19 protein-coding genes and 4 tRNA genes are annotated in these 14804 nt (G+C 72.7%); 9 read left to right on the forward strand and 14 right to left on the reverse strand.

All coding sequences use genetic code 11. The features are described 5' to 3' along the window. Nucleotides 1–4 precede the first annotated feature (4 nt). Genes J3P38_RS03155 through J3P38_RS03165 form a run of 3 tightly spaced genes read right to left on the reverse strand, consistent with a single transcriptional unit; the run spans nucleotide 5 to nucleotide 2101 of the window. A complete protein-coding gene (locus J3P38_RS03155; RefSeq protein WP_210438401.1) occupies nucleotides 5–796 on the reverse strand; it encodes an SDR family oxidoreductase in 792 nt (263 codons plus the stop codon). Nucleotides 797–849: 53 nt separating this feature from the next. Further along, on the reverse strand, nucleotides 850–1455 hold the full coding sequence (locus J3P38_RS03160; protein WP_210502656.1) for a hypothetical protein: 606 nt from the start codon (nucleotides 1453–1455) through the stop codon (nucleotides 850–852). 40 nt (nucleotides 1456–1495) lie between these two features. Then, nucleotides 1496–2101, reverse strand: coding sequence for a hypothetical protein (locus J3P38_RS03165; RefSeq protein ID WP_210438403.1), 606 nt, complete (start codon nucleotides 2099–2101; stop codon nucleotides 1496–1498). Nucleotides 2102–2371: 270 nt separating this feature from the next. Between J3P38_RS03165 and J3P38_RS03170 the strand changes: the two genes are divergently transcribed. The 3 genes from J3P38_RS03170 to J3P38_RS03180 all read left to right on the forward strand — a co-directional run bounded on the left by J3P38_RS03170 (nucleotide 2372) and on the right by J3P38_RS03180 (nucleotide 4324). After that, nucleotides 2372–3766 carry a dicarboxylate/amino acid:cation symporter gene (locus J3P38_RS03170; RefSeq protein WP_210502657.1) on the forward strand — a complete coding sequence of 465 codons (1395 nt, stop codon included), beginning with the start codon at nucleotides 2372–2374 and terminating at the stop codon, nucleotides 3764–3766. 197 nt (nucleotides 3767–3963) lie between these two features. Further along, nucleotides 3964–4040 (forward strand) — tRNA-Arg (locus J3P38_RS03175). A gap of 128 nt (nucleotides 4041–4168) precedes the next feature. After that, complete coding sequence (locus J3P38_RS03180) at nucleotides 4169–4324, forward strand: hypothetical protein (RefSeq protein WP_210438405.1); 156 nt, start codon at nucleotides 4169–4171, stop codon at nucleotides 4322–4324. 15 nt (nucleotides 4325–4339) lie between these two features. Here the strand turns inward: J3P38_RS03180 and J3P38_RS03185 are convergent, their stop codons facing one another. Together J3P38_RS03185 and J3P38_RS03190 are read right to left on the reverse strand one after the other, a co-directional pair. After that, nucleotides 4340–5353: an adenosine deaminase gene (locus J3P38_RS03185; RefSeq protein ID WP_210502658.1), complete on the reverse strand. Its 1014-nt coding sequence runs from the start codon at nucleotides 5351–5353 to the stop codon at nucleotides 4340–4342. Nucleotides 5354–5373: 20 nt separating this feature from the next. Continuing rightward, nucleotides 5374–6156 carry a DsbA family protein gene (locus tag J3P38_RS03190; protein ID WP_210502659.1) on the reverse strand — a complete coding sequence of 261 codons (783 nt, stop codon included), beginning with the start codon at nucleotides 6154–6156 and terminating at the stop codon, nucleotides 5374–5376. Nucleotides 6157–6297: 141 nt separating this feature from the next. On the opposite strand from J3P38_RS03190, the gene orn reads away from it, so the two are divergent. Continuing rightward, nucleotides 6298–6942, forward strand: a complete 645-nt coding sequence (gene orn / locus J3P38_RS03195) for an oligoribonuclease (protein ID WP_210438408.1) — start codon at nucleotides 6298–6300, stop codon at nucleotides 6940–6942. A gap of 46 nt (nucleotides 6943–6988) precedes the next feature. Further along, nucleotides 6989–7064: transfer RNA gene (locus J3P38_RS03200), tRNA-His, on the forward strand. Nucleotides 7065–7140: 76 nt separating this feature from the next. On the opposite strand, the gene J3P38_RS03205 is transcribed toward J3P38_RS03200, so the two are convergent. Further along, entirely contained in the window at nucleotides 7141–8241 is a 1101-nt protein-coding gene (locus J3P38_RS03205; RefSeq protein ID WP_210438409.1) for an FUSC family protein, read from the reverse strand. 82 nt (nucleotides 8242–8323) lie between these two features. Between J3P38_RS03205 and J3P38_RS03210 the strand changes: the two genes are divergently transcribed. Further along, on the forward strand, nucleotides 8324–9892 hold the full coding sequence (locus J3P38_RS03210; RefSeq protein WP_210502660.1) for a phytoene desaturase family protein: 1569 nt from the start codon (nucleotides 8324–8326) through the stop codon (nucleotides 9890–9892). Between the two features lie 64 nt (nucleotides 9893–9956). Continuing rightward, nucleotides 9957–10029, forward strand: a tRNA-Lys gene (locus tag J3P38_RS03215). A 178-nt stretch (nucleotides 10030–10207) separates the two neighbouring features. On the opposite strand, the gene J3P38_RS03220 is transcribed toward J3P38_RS03215, so the two are convergent. From J3P38_RS03220 to J3P38_RS03255, 8 genes are all read right to left on the reverse strand, one after another. Then, on the reverse strand, nucleotides 10208–10351 hold the full coding sequence (locus J3P38_RS03220; protein WP_210438411.1) for a GPGG-motif small membrane protein: 144 nt from the start codon (nucleotides 10349–10351) through the stop codon (nucleotides 10208–10210). Nucleotides 10352–10413: 62 nt separating this feature from the next. Beyond that, nucleotides 10414–11013 carry a 1-acyl-sn-glycerol-3-phosphate acyltransferase gene (locus J3P38_RS03225; RefSeq protein WP_210438412.1) on the reverse strand — a complete coding sequence of 200 codons (600 nt, stop codon included), beginning with the start codon at nucleotides 11011–11013 and terminating at the stop codon, nucleotides 10414–10416. Continuing rightward, nucleotides 11010–11348, reverse strand: a complete 339-nt coding sequence (locus J3P38_RS03230; RefSeq protein WP_210438413.1) for a GroES family chaperonin — start codon at nucleotides 11346–11348, stop codon at nucleotides 11010–11012. The genes J3P38_RS03225 and J3P38_RS03230 overlap by 4 nt, the downstream gene beginning before the upstream one ends. A 5-nt stretch (nucleotides 11349–11353) precedes the next feature. Next, nucleotides 11354–11602 (reverse strand): DUF3618 domain-containing protein, encoded by a 249-nt coding sequence (locus J3P38_RS03235; protein ID WP_210438414.1) that lies wholly within the window; start codon nucleotides 11600–11602, stop codon nucleotides 11354–11356. After that, nucleotides 11599–12354, reverse strand: a complete 756-nt coding sequence (locus J3P38_RS03240) for an energy-coupling factor ABC transporter ATP-binding protein (protein WP_210502661.1) — start codon at nucleotides 12352–12354, stop codon at nucleotides 11599–11601. The genes J3P38_RS03235 and J3P38_RS03240 overlap by 4 nt, the downstream gene beginning before the upstream one ends. Beyond that, nucleotides 12351–13034, reverse strand: coding sequence for a cobalt ECF transporter T component CbiQ (gene cbiQ, locus J3P38_RS03245; protein ID WP_210502662.1), 684 nt, complete (start codon nucleotides 13032–13034; stop codon nucleotides 12351–12353). The genes J3P38_RS03240 and cbiQ overlap by 4 nt, the downstream gene beginning before the upstream one ends. Beyond that, complete coding sequence (locus J3P38_RS03250) at nucleotides 13035–13343, reverse strand: PDGLE domain-containing protein (RefSeq protein WP_307807684.1); 309 nt, start codon at nucleotides 13341–13343, stop codon at nucleotides 13035–13037. An 11-nt stretch (nucleotides 13344–13354) separates the two neighbouring features. Further along, a complete protein-coding gene (locus J3P38_RS03255) occupies nucleotides 13355–14044 on the reverse strand; it encodes an energy-coupling factor ABC transporter permease (RefSeq protein ID WP_210502664.1) in 690 nt (229 codons plus the stop codon). A 174-nt stretch (nucleotides 14045–14218) separates the two neighbouring features. On the opposite strand from J3P38_RS03255, the gene bcp reads away from it, so the two are divergent. Next, nucleotides 14219–14698: a thioredoxin-dependent thiol peroxidase gene (bcp, locus tag J3P38_RS03260; RefSeq protein ID WP_210502665.1), complete on the forward strand. Its 480-nt coding sequence runs from the start codon at nucleotides 14219–14221 to the stop codon at nucleotides 14696–14698. A gap of 22 nt (nucleotides 14699–14720) precedes the next feature. Further along, a tRNA-Leu gene (locus tag J3P38_RS03265) sits at nucleotides 14721–14794 on the forward strand. Nucleotides 14795–14804: the final 10 nt, after the last annotated feature.

Raw genomic sequence — 14804 nt, forward strand, 5'->3', positions numbered from 1 at the left:
GGGCTCAGGCCTCGCGCCAGCCGGTGGCCGTGTCGTGACCGTGCGCGGCCATCAGGCTCAGCCCGCCGTCCACGGTGTAGGAGGAGCCGGTGACGTAGGCGGACCGCGGCGAGGCCAGGAAGCCGATGACCGAGGCGACCTCGGCGACGTGGCCCGGGCGTCCGACCGGGTTGCCGGGCCGGTCCTGGTGGTAGGCCTCCGACTCGTCCTGCCCCGTCATCGGGGTCGAGATCTCCCCGGGCGCGACCGCGTTGACCGTGATGCCGTGCTCGGCGAGCTCGAGCGCCATCACCTTCGTCAGCATCCCGAGCCCGGCCTTCGCGGCGCAGTACGCCGCCGCGCCGTACCGCGGCAGGTGCTCGTGCACGCTGGTGACGTTGACGATGCGGCCACCACGGTCCTGCTCGACGAGCCGGCGCGCGGCGTGCTTCGCGCAGAGGAACGGCCCGTCGAGGTCGGTGGCGAGCACGCGGCGCCACGTCTCGAGGTCGAGGTCGACGGCCCGGTCGGAGTGCCCGGTGCCCGCGACGTTGACGAGCACGCCGAGCCCCCCGAGCTGGTCGGTGAGCCGGTCGACGACGCCGCCGGCGTCGGGCGAGGAGGCGTCGAACGGCTCGACGAAGGCGCGCTGGCCGCGCCGCGCGACCTCCTCGGCCGTGTGCCGGATGCCGTCCTCGTCGGTGTGGAAGGTGAGCCCGACGTCGAAGCCCTCGCTGGCGAGGAGGGTGGCGGTCGCCTGACCGATGCCGGAGTCGCTGCCTGTCACGATCGCGAGGCGTGGGTAGTTGTTGGCCATGCCGTTGGCGTACCCGACGACGCACGGCTCATGCGGCCGTGCGTGCTCGCCTGTCAGCCGCGGCGGATCCTGGGACCGGTGCCGGTGCTCCTCGGCCTCACGGTCTCGCGGTGGCCGTCGTCGACGGTGGACCGAGGACCGCGAGGTCGGTCGTGGGCAGCGGCGAGGAGGCGGTGACGCCCAGCCGGACCCAGCGAGGCGAGGAGAGGCACGCCGTGGGGACGGACACCGCGAGCAGGTCTCCCCCCGCGATCGAGCCGTGCCCGGAGGGCGCGACAGTCGATCTCCCCGTGCCGGCCCGCGATCCCCACGCGCGTGCGCCGGCCCTCCGCCCTCACCACGACGGAGAACGAACCTGTCCTCGTCCGGACCAGGATGCGCACGGAGTGCTCCTCCGCACCAGCGAGATCGCGGAAGTGGACGGTGACGGCCAACCGCTTCCTCCCGTGCGCGCCCACCGTCCGGACGATGTCGGCCGGTGACGGGTCAGGCGGCGGTGGGAGCTCGGCGTCGTCGTCGGCGAGGAAGCCGACGACCACTGCGTCACCTGCCGGGTCCTCAGTGACCGCCTTCTCGGCGTGGGCTGCCGTCGGCAGGAGGAGGAGCGCGGTGGGGGGCAGCAGCGCGGCGAGCAGGCGCGTGCCGGGGCGGTGGATCATGGCGTCCAGCTCCGTGGGTGGTGAGGGTGGCCGGCACGGCTCAGCCGCGGCGGATCCGCGGCCCCTTGGCGAGGCTGTTCACCCGGTACCCGTCGCGGTGGCCGTCGTCGGCGAGGAAGAAGACGGTGCCCGGGTCGTCCGCGTACAGCCTCGGCGTGGCGGTCGCCCTGACGCCGAGCCGCACCCAGCGAGGAGCGCCGATGCACCGCGCGGGCACGGAGAGGGCCACGGTGTCCGCCGCCCCGCCGTACATCGCGCTCGCTCCCCGACACCCGAACGCCTCGCCGCGCTGCCGCGCCAGTGCGACCGTCACCCGGCGCGCAAACCGCCGCTCGGCAGGGACGTCGAAGGTGCCACGGGGCGTCCAGACCCGCACGAGCGTCCGGTGCTGCATCCGCACCTCGAGGTCGCGGAAGTGCACGGTGACGGTCAACCGGCGCGGAACGAACGCCGCGGCCGTGCGGAGGACGTCGACCGACGCCTCCTCCGGCGCCGGGACGAACTGGAACTTCTCGTAGTCCGTCCACGCTCGGGAGTCGCCCGTGGCGTCCTCCGTCACCATCGTCCCGGCGTGCGAGGCGGCGGGGAGCAGGAGGGCGGCGAGAGCCAGGAGGGCGGCCAGACGGGCACCGTGCCGGGACGACATGAGCGAACCCTGGTCAGGCGTCCCACGACGTGTGACTCGAACCACGGAATCCGGACGGGGCACCTCCGGTTGTGACTGACGTGCGAGCCGCCACGACCACCCCCACGAGCGTCGGAGACCTCCTGACGCAGCGTCGTGCCATCGACCTCGTTCGCACCGAGAGCGCACTCTGTCGGCTCCGACGCACCGCCTGATCCCCCGACATCCCCGATCCGTTGCGTCTGTCGTCCGGCACCCGTCCGGACGGTCCCCGAAAGGTTGCCCTCGAGCATGAGTACTTCTGTCATCGAGCCCGAGAAGCGGACCCGCTTCCGGCTCCCCTCGTTCGGCGTCCAGGTCCTCATCGGCCTGGTCCTCGGCGTCGTCCTCGGCCTCGTCGCCCGGAGCATGGGCGCGGACGGCGTGGACGCCGCGACCGGCGAGGTCGACCCCAACTGGCTGACCGAGACCCTCAGCACGATCGGCGGCACGTTCGTGACGCTGCTGCGGACCGTGGTGCCGCCGCTGGTCTTCCTCGCGATCGTCGCCTCCATCGCCAACCTGCGTGACGTCACGGGCGCCGCGCGGCTGGCCTGGCGCACGCTCGCGTGGTTCGCCATCACCGCGCTCGTCGCCGTGGTCATCGGCATCGTGCTCGGGCTGGTGCTCCAGCCGGGCGCCCACACGAGCGTCACCTCCGACGCCGCGTCCGCCCCGTCGACCACCGGCTCGTGGCTGGACTTCCTGACCGGGCTGGTGCCTGCGAACGTCCTCGGCCTCCAGGGCTCGGCCCCCGGCGACGGCTCCGTCGGCCTGTCCTTCAACGTGCTGCAGATCCTCGTCATCTCCATCGCCGTCGGCATCGCCACCCTGAAGGTCGGCGAGGCCGCCGAGCCGTTCCTCGCGATCGTGCGCTCGGCCCTGGCCGTGGTGCAGAAGGTCCTGTGGTGGATCATCCTGCTCGCCCCGATCGCCACCGTCGGCCTGCTCGGCAACGCGGTGGCCAGCTACGGCTGGGACGCGCTCGGCTCGCTGGGCATGTTCACCGTCGCGATCTACGCCGGCCTCGCACTGGTCGTCCTCGGCGTCTACCCCGCCCTGCTCCGGCTGCACGGGCTGTCGGTCCGCCAGTTCTTCTCCGGCGCCTGGCCGGCGATCTCGCTGGCGTTCGTCTCCCGCTCCTCGGTGGGCACGATGCCGCTGACCGAGTCGGTGACCGAGCGCAACCTGGGCGTCCCGCGCGCCTACGCCTCGTTCGCCGTGCCGCTCGGCGCGACGACGAAGATGGACGGCTGCGCGTCGATCTACCCGGCGATCTCGGCGATCTTCGTGGCGCAGTTCTTCGGCCTCGACCTGTCGGTCACCGACTACCTGCTCATCGCGTTCGTCTCGGTCATCGGCTCGGCGGCCACCGCGGGCGTCACCGGCGCGACGGTCATGCTCACGCTGACCCTCTCCACCCTCGGCCTCCCGCTCGAGGGCGTGGGCCTGCTCCTCGCGATCGACCCGATCCTCGACATGGGCCGCACCGCGGTCAATGTCACCGGTCAGGCGCTGGTGCCGACGATCGTCGCCAAGCGCGAGGGCATCCTCGACCAGCAGGCGTACGACGCCCCGCGCGGGCGCAACGCCTGGCGCGAGGACGCCGACGCGGACGCCCCCCTGCAGCCGGTCACCGCGGCCTGAACCACCCGCACCACCTGATTCGGGGACGATCTCGGTCGAGACCAGACCCTCCCGATGGTGCGCCGCCCCGCACGGGCGGCGCACCATCGTCGTCTCCAGGGCAGGGGGACGAAGGCGGTCGGCGGGGGCCGACCGCCTTCGTGGCGTCCGGGCACCGTGCCGCGCCGTCGCACCGGGCTGGAATACTGCTCCGGCCAGCCCCCGTAGCTCAGCTGGACAGAGCGGCGGCCTTCTAATCCGCGGGTCACAGGTTCGAATCCTGTCGGGGGCGCCACGCACGCCTCGGTGATCGGCGAGGGTTCAGCCCTCGCCCTCCCTCTCAGGGGTGAAGGCGCCCACATGAGGCCCCTAGCGACGGGTACGGACCGCGCGTCGCACCCCCCACCGCAATCGAGGTCCCGCATGTCCAACGACCTGGACGTGTCCGTCCTGACCGTGCTCGCCGTGCTGGCCGGCATCGCCGTCCTGCTCTACGTCATGGCCGCGCTCGACCCGACCAACGTGCGCAAGCCGAAGCCCGCGCACCGGGCGGCTGCCCGGGGCCGCGCCGAGTCCTGACGGCCCGCGCGCCGCTCAGCCGGCGGCGTAGGCGTCGATCTCGGCCCCGATCCGCGCCTTGACCTCGTCGGGCGCGAACGACGCCCCGACGGCCGCCCGGGCCAGGTCGGCCACACCCGCCTCGTCGAGGCCCAGGAGGCCTGCCGCGACTTCGTAGTCGTGGTTCAGCGACGTCGCGAACATCGGCGGGTCGTCGGAGCTGATGGTCACCGTCACCCCCGCTGCGACGAACTCCCGCAGCGGGTGGTCCTCGATGCGCTCGACGGCACGGGTGGCGACGTTCGAGGTGGGGCAGACCTCGAGCACCACCCCGGTCCCGGCGAGGTGCGCGAGCAGCTCCGGGTCCTGCGCCGCGGACGTGCCGTGGCCGATGCGCTCGGCCCCGAGCAGCCGCACCGCGTCCCAGACGGTGGCCGGGCCGGTGGTCTCGCCCGCGTGCGGCACCGAGTGCAGCCCGGCCGCCCGGGCGGCGGCGAAGTGCTCGCGGAACTGCGCGCGCGGCACCCCGATCTCGGGGCCGCCGAGGCCGAAGCCCACCAGCGCGTCCGTGCGGTGCTCGAGGGCGTACTCGAGCGTGGCGTCGGCCGCCGGGATGCCGAGCTCGCCCGGGATGTCGTAGATCCAGCGCAGCACCAGTCCGAAGTCGCGCTCCGCCGCGACCCTCGCATCCTCGATCGCCTCGGTGTAGGCGGTGATGGGGATCCCCCGCCGCACGGAGGTGTACGGCGTGCAGGTCAGCTCGGCGTAGCGCAGGTTCTGTCCCTCGGCCATCTCGCGGGCGACCTCGTAGGTCAGCAGCCGGACGTCCTCGGGCGTGCGCACGAGGTCGACGACGGCGAGGTAGACCTCGATGAAGTGGGCGAAGTCGCGGAAGGTGAAGAACCTCCGCAGCTCGTCGAGGTCGGACGGCACGCCCGCCGCCGGGTGGCGCGCCGCGAGCTCGGAGACGATCCGCGGCGACGCCGACCCGACGTGGTGGACGTGGAGCTCGGCCTTGGGCAGCCCGGCGATGAAGGACGAGAGGCTCACGCCCGGCAGTGTCCCAGAGGTCAGCCGCCGGTGCCGACCATGGCCGCCGCGATGTCGGCGACGCTCCGCCCCTCGACCTCCTCGCCGTCGACGAGGACGGTCGGGGTCGAGTCGACGCCGGCGTCGGACGCGGCGTCCGAAGCCGCCTCCACCCAGCCCTCGAACGCCATGTCCTCGATGCCCGGGCGCACGTCGTCCTCGGTGGCGCCGGCCTCGACGGCCCACTCGACGAGCCGGTCCTCATCGGGGAAGGGGCCGGACTCCGCGGGCTGGTTGTCGAACAGCAGGTCGTGGAACTCCTTGGCGACCTCCGGTCCGGACGCGTCGAGGACGACTGCGAACGCGTTCGCGGCCTCGGGCGAGTAGTCGCTGATCCGCTCGAGGAACGCGATCGGCCGGTACTCCACGGTGACCTCACCGGCCTCGACGGCGGCGTCGAGCTGGTCGCCGACGGTCTGCTCGAGCTGGCCGCAGAACGGGCAGAGGAAGTCCTCGTAGATCACGATCTCCTTCGGCGCGTCGGCCTCGCCGACGACCAGGCCGTAGTCGCTCGTCGCGCCCTCGGGCGGGGTGTCGGGCTTGTCCGAGCCGAGGCTCGTCACCAGGAAGTAGCCACCGACCAGGAGGACCAGGACACCCACGATCGTCCCGAAGCGCACCAGCTGCTGCTTGCGCTTGGCCGCCTTGCGGCGCTCCTCCGCCTGGGCACGGGCACGCTCGGTCCTCGCCCGCCTGGCCTCCCGCCGGGCCGCGGCCGCGGCCTTGTCGTCGGGGGTCCTGCGCGAGCTCTTCTTCTGCGCCATCGAGGGCTTCCTTCGTTCGCGGTCGTCCGGGATCAGTGCGTCCGGCCCGGGCAGGGGCGCCGGACCGGTACCTGCACAGGCACCGACCCTAGGAGGTGAGGCTGAGTCGACGCTGAGAGGGCCGCAGTAGGGTGGCTCGTCGTGAGCGACAGACTGGTGTGGATCGACTGCGAGATGACCGGGCTCGACCTCGGGGCCGACGCGCTCATCGAGGTCGCCGCACTCGTGACGGACTTCGAGCTCAACGTGCTCGGCGAGGGCGTCGACGTCATCATCAAGCCGCCGCAGGAGTCGCTGGAGCAGATGGTGGAGTTCGTGCGCTCGATGCACGAGAAGTCCGGCCTGCTCGACGAGCTCGCCTCCGGGACGACGCTGGCCGAGGCCGAGGAGCAGGTGCTGGCCTACATCAAGGAGCACTGCCCCGACGGGAGCCGGCCGCCGCTCGCCGGCAACACGGTCGCCACCGACCGCTCCTTCCTGGCACGCGACATGCAGGCCCTCGAGTCGTTCCTGCACTACCGGATCGTCGACGTCTCCTCGATCAAGGAGCTGTCGCGCCGCTGGTACCCCCGCGCCTACTTCGCCGCGCCGACCAAGCGCGGCAACCACCGCGCACTGGCCGACATCCAGGAGAGCATCGAGGAGCTCCGCTACTACCGCGAGGCCGTCTTCGTGCCGCAGCCCGGCCCCGACAGCGCCCGGGCCCGGGAGATCGCGGCTCGCCACGGCGGGCAGCTGACCGGCCTCGGCGCGGACCCCGACCTCGATTCCAGCCCACCGGCCTGAGTGCCCTACACTTCACGACGTCCTTCGCGCTCGCGCGAGGAACATGGTGGGTATAGCTCAGCTGGTAGAGCGCCGCGTTGTGGTCGCGGATGTCGCGGGTTCAAGTCCCGTTACTCACCCCAACCGATCGAGGCCCCGGCTCCGCGAGCCGGGGCCTCGGCCGTTCCCGCTCGGCCCCTCCATCGGCGGCTCGTGCTCTCAGCCGCGCCGGCCGGGGACCCGCAGGGCGAGCGGCCGTCCCATGATCGGGTTCGCCTCGGCGACCTCGTCCATGGCGTCGACGATGTTGCGCAGGTTGATGATGAGCGCGCCGTAGATCGGCCACTCGGGTGAGCGCTCCGTCCTTCGCAGGTCCTCCGAGAACGCCTCGAGCCGGCGGCGTACGTCGACCAGCGCCCCGGGGTTCGCGTCACCCGCCGCCCTGCCCGCGTCGCCGAGCATCGAGATCCACGGCACCGCGAACGCCTCGCCCCAGGTGCGGCGGTGCGCGCTCTGCCCGCCCAGGGTGCGGGCGAGGCTGCGGGTCTCGGCCACCGCCTGCTCCATCCGCCGCAGCAGCTCGTGCCAGTGGTCGGGGTCCCGCAGCGACCGCGCGGACCGGCGCGGGTTCATCCGCGCGCTCTCCTGCGCCTGCCGCACCAGGGCCCACGCGTGGTCGAGGTCGGCGTCCAGCTCGCGGGTCCGGTCGACCCACGCCGCCACGTCGTCGTCCTGGCAGCCGTCGCCCAGGCCGCCGGCCATGTCGACCAGCAGCGCGCCGATGCCGTCGTCGACCGCGTCCAGGGCCCGCGCCGCGGTCTGCCGCCGCAGCGGCGGCCAGACCATCACGTTGACCAGCAGCCCGACGCCCACGCCGATCGCGGTGTCGTAGAGCCGCGACAGCAGCATGACGTCGTCGTCGAAGCCCGTGGTGAGCACCACGAGACCCGTCGTGGCGATGGTGGTCGCCTCGGCTCCCAGCCACGGGACCGCGCCCAGCACCAGGGCGACCGCGATCAGCAGCGCCACCGCCCACGTGGTCAGCCCGAACGCCTCGCCCACGAGCGCGGCGAGCAGCACCGCGACCACGGTCGCCGCCACCTGCTGGGCGCCCTTGGAGAACGTCCGGTACACGGTGGCGTGCACCACCAGCAGCGCGGCCCACGGCGCGAGGAACGGCTGCGGCAGGTCGAGCACGCTCGACGCCACGACCCACGCCGCGACCGCCGCCAGCACGGTCTTGCCCAGCTGCAGGGCGTCGTTCCACCAGATCGGGTCGCGGAGCCGCTCCTCGATCCGGTCCTTCAGTGCCTCCCTCATGTCGTCTCCTCCCTCCCCCGGGCCGACCCTACGGGTGGGCCGGGCGCCGTCCCACCCACGCCCGAGGGTCTACGTTGACCGGATGCACCCCCGCAGCAGCAGCTATGACGTCGTCGTGGTCGGCGGCGGCCACAACGGGCTCGTGAGCGCGGCGTACCTCGCACGCGCCGGGCTCTCGGTCCTCCTGCTCGAGCGCCTGGGCCACACCGGCGGCGCCGCGGTCTCGACCGAGCCCTTCGCGGGACGACCGGTCCGGCTCTCGCGCTACTCCTACCTCGTCAGCCTCATGCCGGAGCAGCTGATGGCCGACCTCGACCTCGACGTCCGGCTCGCCTCGCGCACCACGGCGTCGTACACCCCGTGGACCCGCGGCGAGCGCACGGGCGGCCTGCTCGTGGAGCGTCCCGAGGGCGAGGCGACCCGCGCCTCGTTCCGCGAGCTCACCGGCGGGGACGACGAGTACGCCGCGTGGCAGCGGTTCTACGGGGAGGTCGGCCGGCTCGCCGAGGTGGTGGCACCGACGCTGATGCGGCCGCTGCCCCTCGCCCGGGAGGTGCGCGACCTGGTCGACGAGCGCATCTGGGACGACGTGGTCGAGCGGCCGCTGGGCCGGGCGATCAGGTCGCGGTTCAGCGACGACACGGTCCGCGGCGTGGTGGCGACCGACGCGCTAATCGGGACGTTCGCCTCGCTGGACGACCCGTCGCTGGTGCAGAACCGCTGCTTCCTCTACCACCTCGTCGGCAACGGCACCGGTGAGTGGCGGGTGCCCGTTGGGGGCATGGGCGCAGTGACGACCGCTCTCGCGACGGCCGCGGCGGGCGCGGGCGCCGAGATCGTGACCGGCGCGGGCGTCAGCGCCATCACACCCGGCCCGGACGGCGCCGAGGTCACCTGGCACGACGGCGAGCGCGAGCACGCCGTGACCGGCCGACGGGTCCTGTCGGGCGTGGCCCCCTGGGTGCTGCGGATCCTGCTCGGCGAGGGCGAGGACACCGCGAGCAAGCCCGTCGGCTCGCAGCTCAAGATCAACCTCCTCCTCGACCGGCTCCCGGGGCTGAGGTCGGGCGCCGACCCGGCCGTCGCGTTCGCCGGGACGCTCCACCTGGCCGAGGACTACAGCCTGCTCGAGCAGGCGTACGCCGCCGCGGCCGGCGGGGCCGTGCCGGACCCGCTGCCCGGCGAGGTCTACTGCCACAGCCTCACCGACCCCTCGATCCTGGGCGACCGCGCGGGGTCGGCCCACACGCTGACCTACTTCGGGCTGCACACCCCCGCCGGCCTCTTCGACGCCGACCCGTCGGCGCGCGAGGTCGCCACCCGGCGCGCGCTCGCCTCGCTCGACGCCGTGCTCACCGAGCCGCTCGCCGACTGCGTCGCCACTGACGCGGAAGGCCGGCCGTGCATCGAGGTGAAGGTCCCGCAGGACGTCGAGCGGGACCTCGCCATGCCCGGTGGGCACATCTTCCACGGCGACCTCGAGTGGCCGTGGGCGCCCAACCGCTCCCGCCTCGAGACCCCCGCGCAGCAGTGGGGCGTGCAGACCGCGCACGACGCGGTCCTGCTCTGCGGGGCGGGCGCACGCCGTGGCGGAGCGGTGTCCGGGCTGGGCGGCCACAACGCGGCCCAGGCCGTGCTGGCGGAGCTCTGAGGGGATCCCCCTCGATTTCGTCTGCCGATCACGACGCGGTAGAGTTCTACTCGCTTCACCGCCTGCGCCATTAGCTCAATTGGCAGAGCAGCTGACTCTTAATCAGCGGGTTCGGGGTTCGAGTCCCTGATGGCGTACCGAAGCCGAGAGCCGGTCCTCACGGACCGGCTCTCGGCGTTTCCGGACTGGAGTGCGGACTGGCGTGCGCGGGCTGGCGTGTCCGGCGTCGGCGTTCGGGGAGTGTGCCGTCCCCGGACATGCGAAGAGCCGGTCCGTGGCGGACCGGCTCCTCACGTTTCCCTCCCGCAGGGTGTCCTACGTGAACAGGCTGACTCCGCCCGGGCCGACGAGCAGCCCCACGACGATGAGCAGGATGCCCCAGAGCATCTGACCCCTGATCAACGAGACGATGCCGGACACCACGAGGATGACGGCAAGAATCCACAGCAGAAATGCCATTTCATGCTCCCTTCGGTTGAAACCCTCAACCTAGCCTTCAGGCTTGGCGCGCGGAAAGCCGGTCACACCCCTACGGAGGGCGGCTCAGGACCCTCCTCCCGCAGTCGCGGCGGGGTGAACGACTCGGGCCGGAACCCGGTCTTGTCGGCGTAGAAGTCGCGCAGGACGTCCATGTCGGCGCCCACGTCGCCGGTCGGGTGGAAGGTGGGACCCCAGCCGACGGTGCGCGAGGGGACGTCGAGGAACGCCAGCGTGATCGGCAGGCCGGTCTGGCGGGCGATCCGGTAGAAGCCGGACTTCCAGTACTCGCCCCGCGAGCGGGTGCCCTCCGCGGCGATCCCGATCAGCCAGGGGTCCTCGCCCTCCGCCTCGGCGAGCAGCTCCTTGATCGTCGCCGCCGGGTTCGTGCGGTCGAGCTCGACCGCACCCGTGCGCCGCAGCAGCCAGCCCAGCGGACCGACGAACAGCTCCCGCTTGACCAGCAGCCGGATCGTGATGCCGTACCGCCAGGCCAGCAGCATCGTCAGGACCCAGTCCCAGTTCGAGGTGTGCGGCGCGCCGACGAGGACGCCGCGCTCGGGCACCTCGCCCACGGTCCGCCACCGGACCGCGCGCAGGACGAGCCCCGCGACCCCGCGCCGGAGCGCGGACCCGGCGCTCACAGGTAGAGCCCGGTCGAGCCGCCCTCGAGGCGCTCGGCCGCGACGGCGTGGACGTCGCGCTCGCGCATGACGACGTAGACCTCGCCCTGCACCTCGACCTCGGCCTTGTCCTCGGGGTCGAAGAGCACGCGGTCGCCGACCTCGACGGCGCGCGCGTGCGGGCCGACCGCGATGACCCGCGACCAGGCCAGGCGGCGGGCGCCCATCGCCGCGGTCGCCGGGATCACGATGCCACCGGTCGAGCGGCGCTCGCCGGCGTCCTTGTCGACCTCGACGAGCAGGCGGTCGTGCAGCATCTTGATGGGGGCGCTGCCCCCGGCCATGGTGCGCGCCATGTCGCTCAGCGGGCGACCCTGCGCACGAGCGCGAGGAGCACCACGACGCCCACGACCGCGCCGGCGGCCTTGAGGATGTTGTCGGTGCGCGGCGCGCCGGTGTCGAGGTCGACGAAGCTCGACTTCACCGTGGTCACCTGGCGCCCGACGATCGTCTTCGGGTGGGCGCGGTGGGCGAGCTGGTCGATCGTCGAGGCCAGACGCTGACGGGTCTCCTCGATCTCGCGCTCGAGCGCGCGCATGTCCTGGGTCACCCGGGAAGGCTATCAATGCGGCGCGGGTCGAACCCCCACGGCAGCTCGAGGCGGTGGGCGGCCATCAGCGCCTCATCGGTCAGCACGTCGAAGGTCGACCGGTCGGCCACCACGACCCCATGGCTCAGCACGACGCTGCGCGGGCACAGCTCGAGCGCGTAGGGCAGGTCGTGGGTCACCATCAGCACCGTCACGTCGAGGCTGCGCAGGATCTCGGCGAGCTCGCGCCGGGAGGCCGGGTCGAGGTTCGACGAGGGCTCGTCGAGCACGAGGACCTCGGGCTCCATCGCCAGCACCGTGGCGACCGCGACGCGGCGGCGCTGGCCGTAGGACAGGTGGTGCGGGGGCCGGTCGGCGAAGTCCGCCATCCCCACGCGGTCCAGCGCGTCCATCACCCGGCGCTCGAGCGCGGTGCCGCGCAGGCCGAGGTTCGCCGGCCCGAACGCGACGTCCTGTCGCACCGTGCCGAGGAAGAGCTGGTCGTCGGGGTCCTGGAAGACGATCCCGACCCGCCGCCGGATCTCCTGCAGGTGCCGCTTCGCGACGGGCAGCCCGCTGACGGCGACCGAGCCCTTGCCAGCGGTGAGGATGCCGTTGAGGTGGAGCACCAGCGTGGTCTTGCCCGCGCCGTTGGGCCCGAGGAGCGCGACGCGCTCGCCGCGGTGGACGTGCAGGTCGACCCCGAACAGGGCCTGGTGGCCGTCGGGATAGGCGAAGGCGAGGCCCCGGACGTCCAGGACTGGGGTGCTCACGTCGGCAACTTACCGTCGTACCCCCGCGACAGCATGGCCAGGTGGACCCGCTCGCCGCGCTCGTAGGAGCGGATGAACAGCGCACCGAGCGACCGCGCGAGCACCGGCCAGTGGCGGGGCGAGCGCGGGTCGCAGCCGCGTGAGCGGAGCGCGGTCATCATGCGGCCAAGCTCGGCCGTCACGACCTGCAGGTAGCGGATCATGAACCCCATGATCTGCACGAGCAGGTCAGGCGTGCGCAGTCGCTGAAGGCCGCGCAGCAGGTCCTGCGGGTGGGTGGTGGCGGCCAGCGTGAGCGAGGCCAGCACGCCGATGCTGCCCTTGACCAGCAGCGCGAGGCCGGCGACCAGCCCCGGCTCGGAGACGCTGACCCCGAGCACGTCGGTGCGCGGGCCGTGGGCGATGAAGGGCATCAGCACCGCAAACACGACGAAGGGGACCTCGACCACCATCCGCGGCAGCAGGTGCCGCAGCGGCACCCGGGACACGGCAATCACGCCCAGCAGGACGGCTGCCTCCAGCGCGAAGACCGGGTAGGCCTCGCGCGGCGTCGCCACCACGACGAGCATGAACCCCAGCAGCGCCAGGACCTTGAGGTGCGCGGGTGCGCGATGGACCGGGCTGTCACCGCGCGGGCGCTCGCCGGGGACGTGGGACCGGTGGGCGTGACCGGTGCCCACTCAGCCCTCGCTGTCGGCGGTCTCGCGGCGGCGGACCAGCCAGAACAACCCGGTGCTGAGGACGAGCATCACCACGACGCCGATCACGCCGGCGAGGCCGCCGCTCAGGCGCGCGTCGTCGACGCCGGAGGTCTGGTAGTCGGCGAGCGGGCTGTCGGCCGTGGCGGAGTCCTCGGCCGAGCCGAGGAACCCGGTCTGCTCGGCGACGTACTCCAGGCCGTCGGGGTGCGAGCTGGCGTAGTAGCTCGCCACGCCTGCCACGAGCAGGCTCACCACCAGGGCGACGACGAAGAACCCGCGAGTGCTCACGCGTGGGGTGCTCACGCGATCTCGATCGTGCGGGTCTCGAGCTCGCGCTCGGAGAGCAGCGACCGGGCGCCGTGCACGAGGTCGGGGCGGGAGCTCACGACGCTGGCGACGACCAGGCCGGTGACCACGGCCTCGCCGATCCCGATGACGGTGTGCCACCCGAGCATGGCGGCCAGCACCGCGCCGAGGTCCACCGGCACGTTGCCGCCCAGCGCGAAGAGCCCGGTGAACACGAGGGCGGCGACGGGGACGCTGAGCAGCGCACCGACGGCCGCTGCGGGCGCGACCACGGCGAGCCGCGACGGCAGCACGCGGCGCAGCAGCGCGAACACGGCCCAGCCGACGGCCACGGTGACGATGCCGATCAGCGTGATGTTGGTCCCGAGGGCGGTGATGCCGCCGTCGGCCATCAGCAGCGCCTGCACCACGAGCACGACCGAGAGGCAGAGCACCGCCGTCCACGGTCCCGCCAGGACCGCGGCGAGCGCCCCGCCCATCAGGTGACCGCTCGTGCCGGCGCCCACGGGAAAGTTGACCATCTGTGCCGCGAACACGAACGTCGCGACGAGACCCGCCATCGGGGCCGTACGGTCGTCGAGCTCGCGTCGTGCGCCCCGGAGCGCGACCGCCACCGCGGCTGTGGCCACGACGCCGGTCGCCACCGAGGTGGGGGCGTCGAGGAAGCCGTCAGGCACGTGCACGCGGTCACTTCCCTGCTGTGGGCCAGCCCTCCAGGGGGCTGGTTGGATGTCAGGTGGCCGACGCGGATCCCCCGATGCCGCGCCGGCACACCTCCGACCTTATTGCAAAGATCTTGCAACAACCACATCGAGCCCGAATTCCAGCCCGAGACCCCGCCCAGGAGCCCCACCGACATGACCGAGAGCCCGCACCGCCTCGTCCCCGGCGACGCCGCCCCCGACTTCACCCTCACCAGTGACAGCGGTGAGCAGGTCTCGCTGGCGGCCCTGCGCGGGCGGAAGGTGATCGTCTACTTCTACCCCGCGGCGATGACCCCCGGCTGCACGAAGCAGGCGTGCGACTTCTCCGACTCGCTCGACTCGCTGCGCGCCTCGGGCTACGAGGTGCTCGGGGTGTCGAAGGACGAGCCGGCCAGGCTGGCGAAGTTCCGCGAGCGCGACGCCCTCACCCTCACGCTGCTCTCCGACGGGGACCTCGCGGTCCACAAGGCCTACGGCGCCCACGGCACGAAGAAGCTCTACGGCAAGGAGGTCGAGGGCGTGATCCGCTCGACCTTCGTGATCGACGAGGACGGCGCGGTCCAGCTCGCGCAGTACAACGTCAAGGCGACCGGTCACGTCGCCAAGCTGCGCCGGGACCTCGGCCTCGACTGACGCGTGTGAAGATGTGGCCCGCGCGCTCGTAGCCCAATTGGCAGAGGCACCAGGTTTAGGTCCTGGCCAGTGAGAGTTCGAGTCTCTCCGAGCGCACAGGCACGAC

The sequence above is a fragment of the Nocardioides xinjiangensis genome (assembly GCF_017916455.1).
Lineage (GTDB): Bacteria > Actinomycetota > Actinomycetes > Propionibacteriales > Nocardioidaceae > Nocardioides > Nocardioides xinjiangensis.